The sequence below is a fragment of the Mesorhizobium monacense genome (assembly GCF_056781675.1).
Genome location: NZ_CM165567.1, coordinates 6,849,253 through 6,857,500, shown reverse-complemented (window position 1 = coordinate 6,857,500; position 8,248 = coordinate 6,849,253). Strand labels below are relative to the sequence as shown.

Annotated in this window: 7 protein-coding genes (1 of these 7 cut by a window edge); 2 read left to right on the top strand and 5 right to left on the bottom strand. The window is 64.1% G+C overall.

All coding sequences use genetic code 11. The annotated features are described in order from the left end of the window. A protein-coding gene (locus AC1RUK_RS32855; RefSeq protein ID WP_481837307.1) for a M23 family metallopeptidase crosses the window boundary here: on the top strand, positions 1 to 216 show its 3' end. It extends 1,752 nt beyond the left edge of the window; the window shows 216 of its 1,968 coding nt (coding positions 1,753-1,968); the start codon falls outside the window, past its left edge; it ends in the stop codon at positions 214 to 216. Positions 217 to 246: 30 nt separating this feature from the next. Here AC1RUK_RS32855 and AC1RUK_RS32850 read toward each other — a convergent pair whose 3' ends face one another. Further along, positions 247 to 1,806 (bottom strand): MFS transporter, encoded by a 1,560-nt coding sequence (locus tag AC1RUK_RS32850; protein ID WP_481837308.1) that lies wholly within the window; start codon positions 1,804 to 1,806, stop codon positions 247 to 249. A 152-nt stretch (positions 1,807 to 1,958) separates the two neighbouring features. On the opposite strand from AC1RUK_RS32850, the gene AC1RUK_RS32845 reads away from it, so the two are divergent. Then, positions 1,959 to 2,195 carry a hypothetical protein gene (locus tag AC1RUK_RS32845; protein WP_481837309.1) on the top strand — a complete coding sequence of 79 codons (237 nt, stop codon included), beginning with the start codon at positions 1,959 to 1,961 and terminating at the stop codon, positions 2,193 to 2,195. Here AC1RUK_RS32845 and AC1RUK_RS32840 read toward each other — a convergent pair. The 4 genes from AC1RUK_RS32840 to AC1RUK_RS32825 all read right to left on the bottom strand — a co-directional run bounded on the left by AC1RUK_RS32840 (position 2,169) and on the right by AC1RUK_RS32825 (position 8,089). Then, positions 2,169 to 3,671 (bottom strand): L,D-transpeptidase family protein, encoded by a 1,503-nt coding sequence (locus tag AC1RUK_RS32840; protein WP_481837310.1) that lies wholly within the window; start codon positions 3,669 to 3,671, stop codon positions 2,169 to 2,171. The genes AC1RUK_RS32845 and AC1RUK_RS32840 overlap by 27 nt on opposite strands. Positions 3,672 to 3,807: 136 nt before the next feature. Continuing rightward, entirely contained in the window at positions 3,808 to 4,164 is a 357-nt protein-coding gene (locus AC1RUK_RS32835; RefSeq protein WP_436173775.1) for an MmcQ/YjbR family DNA-binding protein, read from the bottom strand. A 107-nt stretch (positions 4,165 to 4,271) separates the two neighbouring features. After that, positions 4,272 to 6,878: an ATP-dependent chaperone ClpB gene (gene clpB, locus AC1RUK_RS32830; protein WP_481837311.1), complete on the bottom strand. Its 2,607-nt coding sequence runs from the start codon at positions 6,876 to 6,878 to the stop codon at positions 4,272 to 4,274. Positions 6,879 to 7,111: 233 nt separating this feature from the next. Beyond that, positions 7,112 to 8,089, bottom strand: coding sequence for a DUF4167 domain-containing protein (locus AC1RUK_RS32825; protein ID WP_481837312.1), 978 nt, complete (start codon positions 8,087 to 8,089; stop codon positions 7,112 to 7,114). Positions 8,090 to 8,248 lie beyond the last annotated feature (159 nt).

The following is an 8,248-nucleotide window of genomic DNA, read 5'->3' as shown; positions in this document are numbered from 1 at the left end:
GGCCAGACCGGCCTATCGACCGGCCCGCACCTTCATTACGAGCTGATCGTCAACGGCACCAAGGTCGACCCGATGCGCGTCCGCCTGCCGGTCGGCAAGGTGCTGAAGGGCGACGACCTCGTTGCCTTCAAGCGTGAACGCGAGCGCATCGACGACCTGCTCAAGCAGGAAGACAACAATCCGCTGAAGGTCGCCAGCGCCAAGGTCGAGGGATAGCCCTTAGCCTCGAATCGATTCGGTGCCGAATCAGTCCGGCGAATCATCCGTGCCGCGCGACCAGGGCAGTGCCCGTCCCGAAACGGTCATCCAGGCAATGACCGCCGAAAGCAGGCAAAGCAGCGCGGTGACCCAGGCGATGGCCGCGAAGGCCGCATCGCTGGCGGCGAGCCGCGTTGCATCGAGTTCGGGCGCTAGCCCTGCCGATGCCGGCTCGCCGAAACCCGGAATGCCGGGCCTGACGCTTGTGTCCAGCATCGTCGAATAGACCCAGGCCGCGAGCGATCCCATCGCCGCCACCGCGATCAGGCCGCCGATGCGCGAGACGGCATTGTTGATCCCCGAGGCAGCACCGGTGTCCTTGTCCTCGACCGCCGTCATGATCGCGGTCGACAGCGGCGACACGATCAGCGCCATGCCGAGCCCCATCAGCGCCATCAGCGGAAATACCCCCGTCCAGAAATTGTGGATGCCGGCATGGGCGAGCAGCGCAAGCCCGGTAAAGGCAAACGCGACGACCAGGCTGCCGCTGGCGATCGGAAAGCGCGGGCCGATGCGGTCGGACCACTGGCCGACCGGCCCGGACAACAGCGCGATCGACGCCGACAGCGGCAGGAAGATGAAGCCGACCTCGGCCGTGCTCAGCCCCCAGCCGGCAATCAGCAGCATCGGCAGATAGAACAGATTGGCCGACAGGGCGAAATAGAGGAAGAAGGTCGCGACATTGGCGCCGGCAAAGGCGCCGATGCGAAACAGCTTGAGATCGATCATCGGCTCGCGCTGCCGCAGTTCGAAGGCGATGAAGACGACGAGCAGCACGACGCCGGCGGCAATGCTTGGACCTGACAGGTGTCCGCCGCCTTCGGCGCTCATCGAGGTCAGCCCATAGGCCAGCGATCCGAAGGCAAGCGTTGCCAATGATGCGCCGCCGAGATCGAGGCTACGCTTCTCCGTTGGCGCGTCAGCTGGAATCTTGGCAAGGAGAAGATAGATCGAGAGCAGTCCGAGCGGCAGGTTGATGGCGAAGATCGCCCGCCAGATGCCGTTGCCGAAGGTCGACAGCACCAGTCCGCCCAGCACCGGGCCAAGCGCCGTCGTCAGTGCCGAGGCCGCCGCCCAGATGCCGATCGCCCTGCCCCGCTCCTTTTTCGGATAGGCCTTGGCGATGATGGCGAGACTGCCCGGCACCATGATCGCGGCGCCGATGCCTTGCAGGGCGCGAAACGCAATCAGCACGCCGGCATTGGGCGCGACCGCGCAAGCGAGAGACGCGGCAATGAACAGGGCGATGCCGACGACGAAGGCGAGCCGGAGGCCGAACCGATCGCCCGCCGCACCGCCGGCAAGGATCAGCGCCGAAAGCGTCAGCGCGTAGGCGTTGGAAATCCATTGTGCCTCGGCGAGGCTCGCACCGAGATCGACGCGTATCGCCGGCGTGGCGATGGCTAGGATCGAACCGTCGATGAAGCCGAGCGCCGATGCCAGGATCGCCGCGATCAGCACGAACCTGCGCCGCGATTGCGGACAAAACGTTCCGTTTGCAATGGCGCCCGTCAGGGGGATGGCGGCAGCTTCGCTTGGCGACTTCATAAGGGCTTGCTTAGACCTCCGGTCCGGCCGCAACAACCGGCCAGCGGGCCGTTCTCGTTGAAACCAGCCGTGGCCCGCCCGCATGGGCAGACTCGCTCCGATCGGCGTGCAATGGCCGGAGGTCTTGTTATGTCTATTGGCTGAACCTGCTGATGCTCGGCGCGACGCTCTTCGCCAGCTGGCGCTATGCGAGCCTCCTCGCGGAGGACGTCGATGCGGAAACGTCCCGCACCGTCTACCAGCGCATCGTCAAGGCGCAGATGTTGTGGGCGATCGGTGCGGCACTTAGTTTGATGAGCCCCTTGCTCAGCGTCGGCTTCATCCTGGTGGTGCAGCTGATCTACGCTACCGCGCTGCGCGGCTCACTGCTGCGCAAGGTCATCGGCTGAAGATCCGCCGACGAACTCGACCGTCACCCCTGGCGAGACGAGCTTGGCCAGTTCGCGCGCGTCCCAGTTGGTCAGGCGCACGCAGCCATGGCTTTCGGTCTTGCCGATCTTGGACGGGTCGGGCGTGCCGTGGATGCCGTAGGTCGGCTTGTCCAGCGCGATCCACACTGAGCCGACCGGGCCGTTCGGGCCTGGCGGGATGGTCAGGATCTTGTCGTTCTGGCCCTGCCTGAAATTGATGCTCGGATTGTAGGTATAGTTGGGATCGAGCGCGACCCGCGACACCGCATGGATGCCTGTCGGCGACGGCGTATCTGAAGAACCGATCGTGGCCGGATACGCCGCGACCAGCTTGCCTCCAGCGTCATAGGCAAACACTTCTTTCTTGCCCTTGTCGGCAACGATGCGGGCAACCGGCGTCGACACCAGCCTGCCGAAATTGGCGACCTTGATGATCGTGCCGGGGCGATTGAAGTTGGCCTCCGGATTGAGCGCCTTGAGATAGTTCTCGTCCATGTGGAAGCGCTCCGCCAGCGCCTCGGTCACCGACGTGTAGCCCATGCGGTCGAGCTGCGCCTTCTGGCTGTAGTCTTCCGGTATCGACGCGACATAGGGACCGGCCGCGTCCTCGGCCGTGATCGTGTAGTTGGCGAAGGCATCGCCGCCGGATTGCGCCAGCGCTGCCTGGATGCCGACCGCATCGGTCGACTTGAGATTGCTGCCGGTGATCTCGTTGTAGGCGGCCACAGCCTTGTCGACATTGGAGCCGAAGCGCCCGTCGATGACGCCGGGCGAAGCGCCGGCACGATCGAGCAGCACCTGCAATGCCGCCACATCCTGACGTGTGCCGAGCGAAAGCGACGGATCGACGACCGTCTTGCCGTCAACCTTCGGCGGTAGGGCTGCCTCGTCGCCCGGCGCCGCCGGCTGGACCGGATCTATCGAAGCCTCGTCGAGCGGTTGGCGCTTGATGCCGTCCGGTTCGCCAGGCTGGGGCTCGTCCGGATAAGTGTTGCCATAGATCCCCTCGTCCCGGGGCGCATCCGGAAAAACCTGATCCGAATTGTTGCCATAGGGATCGCTTTCATTGATCGGCGGTGGGATGACGGTGCCTTCCTCTTCCAGCTGCTTGCGGCGGAAGCGGGCCATGTCCTCGGGATCGTCGAGATAGTAGCGGTCCTCGCCCTCGACCGGCGCGCGCCCGAGTTGCTGCATGCGCAACTGACGGCGCAGCGCACGGCGGTCGAGCCTGGTCTGTGGCGGCTGGATGGCGATGACCTTGCCGGTGTCGGCATCGACGATGACGCGGTTTCCCCTAGCGTCGTAGTAGATGTCGAGATTGCCGTCCTGGGCAAGAAGGATCACGCCGGAATTGGCGGTACGGGTTCGTGCTCCTTCCTCACCCGGCGCGGCGAACACGCCGGTAGACACCAGTCCGGCGGCGAGTGCCGAAAGGCAGAAGATGGTGCGCAACATTGTAGCCAAACTCTCCGGTCCGTAATTGCCGCCGCCCGGCACAGTCCCTTTACGGCGAACCCCTTCGCCAGCAAACCATTTACCAAGCTTAAGGTTCCAATATGAACCGGGCATGAAGATGGCGGATTGCTGGTGTTTAGAGGTTCAATTCCTTGCGTGTCTGTTTCGTCAGCTTGAGGACGACGAGGCGATGGCTCTCGCCGAGATAGTCCTTCAGTGCGGCATCATCCATGCTCTGGCTTGTCTGACGCTGGATCCATTTCATGCCGCGCGAGGCGAGATAGGGTGCTGGCCGGCAGCCCGGCTGCTCCTTCAGCACATCATAGGCGATTTCAGAGCATTTGAAGGTGACGAAAAGCTGCCCGCCATCGTTCCAGCCGCCGATCGCAAAGACCTTGCCGCCGACCTTCCAGACATGGGCGCCGCCCCACTGGACGACATGGGTCGTCTGCGGCAGCGAGGCGCAGAAGCCGTTGTAATCGTCCAGCGTCATCCGCCCCCCGCGATCTCAAACAAAGAAGGTATTTCAGACAAGAAGAAAGCGGCGAAGGCTATCCCAATTCAGGCTTCGCCGCTCTGTTCAGGTAAGGCGGCCTGAGATCAGGCCGCCGCTTCGGTCGCCACCACCGTCGGCTTCGAACGGAAGTTCAACCGGTCCGAACCGGCGGTGACCTTGACGGTCGAACCGTCGAGTATCTCGCCAAGCAAGATCTTCTCCGCCAGCGGATCCTGCAGCTCCTTCTGCATCACCCGCTTCAGCGGCCGCGCGCCATAGGCCGGGTCGTAGCCCTTGGCTGCCAGCCAATCGACCGCCTCCTGATCCAGCGCCAGCGTGATCTTGCGATCGACAAGGAGGTTCTCCAGCCGCTTGAGCTGGATTTCGACGATGCGGCCCATATCCTGCCGGCGCAGCCGGTGGAACAGGATCACCTCGTCGACGCGGTTGAGGAACTCCGGCCGGAACGATGCCCTGACGACGCTCATCACCTCGTCGCGCACGGCATCGACGTCCTGGTCCTCGCCGAGGCTGACCAGATATTCGGCGCCGAGGTTCGACGTCATGATGATCAGCGTGTTGCGGAAATCGACCGTGCGGCCCTGCCCGTCGGTGAGCCGCCCGTCGTCGAGCACCTGCAACAGCACGTTGAACACGTCCGGATGCGCCTTCTCGATCTCGTCGAACAGCACGACCTGATAGGGCCGGCGCCGCACTGCTTCGGTCAGCGCGCCGCCTTCCTCATAGCCGACATAGCCGGGAGGTGCGCCGATCAAGCGGGCGACCGAGTGCTTCTCCATGAACTCTGACATGTCGATGCGCACCATGGCGCTCTCGTCGTCGAACAGGAAGTTGGCCAGCGCCTTGGTCAGCTCGGTCTTGCCGACGCCGGTCGGTCCGAGGAACATGAACGAGCCGATCGGCCGGTTCGGGTCCTGCAAGCCGGCACGGGCACGGCGCACTGCCTTCGACACGGCCTGCACCGCCTCGCCCTGGCCGACGACGCGCTTGCCGATCTCGTCTTCCATGCGCAACAGCTTGTCGCGCTCGCCTTCCAGCATCTTGTCGACCGGAATGCCGGTCCAGCGCGACACGATATGGGCGACGTGGTCGGGCGTGACCACCTCTTCGACCATGCCGACCTTGCCGTCCTGGGCCTCGGCTTCCTTCAGCTTCTTTTCCAGCTCGGGGATGCGGCCATAGGCAAGCTCGCCGGCGCGCTGGAACTCGCCCTTGCGCTGGGCAATGGCCAGTTCGTTGCGCGCCTCGTCGAGCTGCTTCTTGAGATCGGCGGCCAGCCCGAGTTTTTGTTTCTCGGCCTGCCACTTCGAGGTCAGCCCGGTCGATTCCTCTTCCAGGTCCGCGAGCTCCTTCTCGAGACGAGCGAGCCGGTCCTTTGACGCCTCGTCCTTCTCGACCTTGAGCGCCTCGCGCTCGATCTTGAGCTGCATGATGCGGCGGTCGATCTCGTCCAGTGCCTCGGGCTTGGAATCGACCTGCATCCTGAGCCGCGAGGCGGCCTCGTCGACAAGATCAATCGCCTTGTCCGGCAGGAAGCGGTCGGCGATGTAGCGGTTGGACAGCGTCGCCGCGGCGACCAGCGCCGAATCGGAAATGCGCACCTTGTGGTGCTGCTCGTATTTCTCCTTCAGGCCGCGCAGGATCGAGACGGTGTCCTCCACCGTCGGCTCGTTGACGAACACCGGCTGGAAGCGGCGGGCAAGCGCCGCGTCCTTCTCGACATGCTTGCGGTACTCATCGAGCGTGGTCGCACCGACGCAGTGCAGTTCGCCGCGCGCCAGCGCCGGTTTGAGAAGGTTCGACGCATCCATCGCACCATCGGCCTTGCCGGCGCCGACCAGCGTGTGCATCTCGTCGATGAACAGGATGATGCCGCCGGCTGCAGCGGTCACCTCGTTGAGCACCGCCTTCAGCCGCTCCTCGAACTCGCCGCGGTATTTGGCACCGGCAATCAGCGCGCCCATGTCGAGCGCCATCAGCTGCTTGTCCTTCAGCGATTCCGGCACGTCGCCATTGACGATGCGCAGCGCCAGGCCTTCGGCGATCGCCGTCTTGCCGACGCCGGGCTCGCCGATCAGCACCGGATTGTTCTTGGTGCGGCGCGACAGCACCTGGATGGTGCGGCGAATCTCGTCGTCGCGGCCGATGACCGGATCGAGCTTGCCGGCGCGGGCGTCCGCCGTCAGGTCGCGCGCATACTTCTTCAGCGCGTCGTAGCCTTGCTCGGCACTCGCCGAATCGGCGGTGCGGCCCTTGCGGACCTCGTTGATGACCTGGTTCAGCGCCTGCGCGGTCACGCCGGCCTTGGAAAGGATATCGGCGCTCTTGGCCGATTTCTCCATGGCCAGCGCCTGCAGCAGCCGTTCGACGGTGACGAAACTGTCGCCGGCCTTCTTGGCCAGCTCCTCGGCGGTCGAGAACACCTTGGCCAAAGGCTGCGCCAGATAGAGCTGGCCATTGCCGCCTTCCACCTTGGGCATGGCATCGAGCGCCGATTCGACGCCGAGCTTGACGTCGCGGACATTGCCGCCGGCGCGCTCGATCAGCGACGCGGCCAAGCCCTCCTCGTCATCGACGAGCACTTTGAGCATATGTTCGGGGGTGAATTGCTGGTGATTGCGCGAGAGCGCCATGGTCTGCGCCGACTGGATGAAACCGCGCACGCGCTCTGAGTATTTCTCAAGGTTCATATCTGTCTCCTTCCATCACCGGCCCGCTTTGCGGCACCGGATCAGATTACGGTGACGAACCCGCTCCTTCGAGCCGGATCCTGTTCAGGCGAGATATGGTGCAGGGGCAATGGGCACTCAAGACGTCCAGATGACTGGGAACGCATATTAATCCACTGGAGCGTAAACGAAAACGGCGGAGATTTCTCTCCGCCGTTCAATGGGCCTGAAAGCCCTGTTCGAGCTGGATTCGATCAGTTGTCGACGTCGACGATGACCGGGTCGTTTGCGTTACCTTCGGCCGACGCCGCACTCACCTCATTGCCACCGGCATTGTCGCTGCCGCCATCGGCCTGATTGTCTGCCTGGTCGGCAGTGGTGCGCGGCCGGCGCGGGCGCCGCGGACGACGTGCGCCACTGTCGGCGGCGGCTTCGTTGCGCTCCGCCTGGGCGGCAAGACCGGCCGGCGAAAAATTGTCGAACAGCGGCGCGGGCTCGGCCGAAAAAGCCGGTTCTGTCGGCGCGGTGAAAGTGGGCTCGGCCTGGGGCACGAAACCAGTTTCGGCCTGGGGCGCGAAGCTCGTTTCGGCCTGGGACACGGCTTCCGCCTGCACCGGCGTCTCGCTGGACCGGTTCTGGTCGAAGCGTTGGCCGCCCTGCTCGCCGCGCGAATTATGGTCGCCGCGCTGGCCATTCTGGCCGTAGCCGCCATTGGGGCGGCGATCGCGATGGCGTCCGCCATTGTCGCGACCGTTGTTGTCGCGGTTGTTGCGATTGTCGCGGCCGCTTTCCTGGTTGAAAGCCACTTCGGCCGGCGTGCCCTCGATCACCGGCTGTGGGCCGGCGCCGTGACTGACCGTCTGGTTGTCGCTGACATTGTTGCCGCTGCTGCCGGCATTGTCGAACTCGTCACGGTCTTCGTCGCCGTCATCGTCGAAGTCGTCGCGGTTCTGCTGGGTGTTCTGGATCGGCATCTGCGCCTGGGCAGCGGCAATGATGCGATTGTAGTGTTCAGCGTGCTGGAGATAGTTCTCCGCCATCACCCTGTCGCCAGAGCTTTGCGCGTCACGGGCGAGAGTGGCGTATTTCTCGGCAATCTGCTGAGCCGATCCGCGGATCTTCACATCCGGGCCGTTGCTCTCGTAGTTGCGCGTCAGGGGATTGGGACCCTTGCGGTTGTTGTTGTTATTGTTGTTGCCACCGCCGCCGCCATTGTTGTTGCGACCGCGCATGCGCCTGTTCTGCTGTTGTGGCCTCATTCGACTCTCTTCAGTGTGAAATTTTCGAAAACTCTTCACGAACGGAGGCGCTCATGCAGCCAGCCGTTTCGTTTCTTCACCGGCGTTCGCCCGCATCAATTGCGTTGGCGCCACGTGCCATCCTGTTCCGGT

Bases quoted from the DNA above. Each gene is read 5' to 3' on its own strand.
- AC1RUK_RS32850 (WP_481837308.1), bottom strand. From the start codon at position 1,806: ATGAAGTCGCCAAGCGAAGCTGCCGCCATCCCCCTGACGGGCGCCATT.
- clpB (WP_481837311.1), bottom strand. From the start codon at position 6,878: ATGAACCTTGAGAAATACTCAGAGCGCGTGCGCGGTTTCATCCAGTCG.
- AC1RUK_RS32835 (WP_436173775.1), bottom strand. From the start codon at position 4,164: ATGACGCTGGACGATTACAACGGCTTCTGCGCCTCGCTGCCGCAGACG.
- AC1RUK_RS32840 (WP_481837310.1), bottom strand. From the start codon at position 3,671: ATGTTGCGCACCATCTTCTGCCTTTCGGCACTCGCCGCCGGACTGGTG.
- AC1RUK_RS32845 (WP_481837309.1), top strand. From the start codon at position 1,959: ATGCTCGGCGCGACGCTCTTCGCCAGCTGGCGCTATGCGAGCCTCCTC.
- AC1RUK_RS32825 (WP_481837312.1), bottom strand. From the start codon at position 8,089: ATGCGCGGTCGCAACAACAATGGCGGCGGCGGTGGCAACAACAATAAC.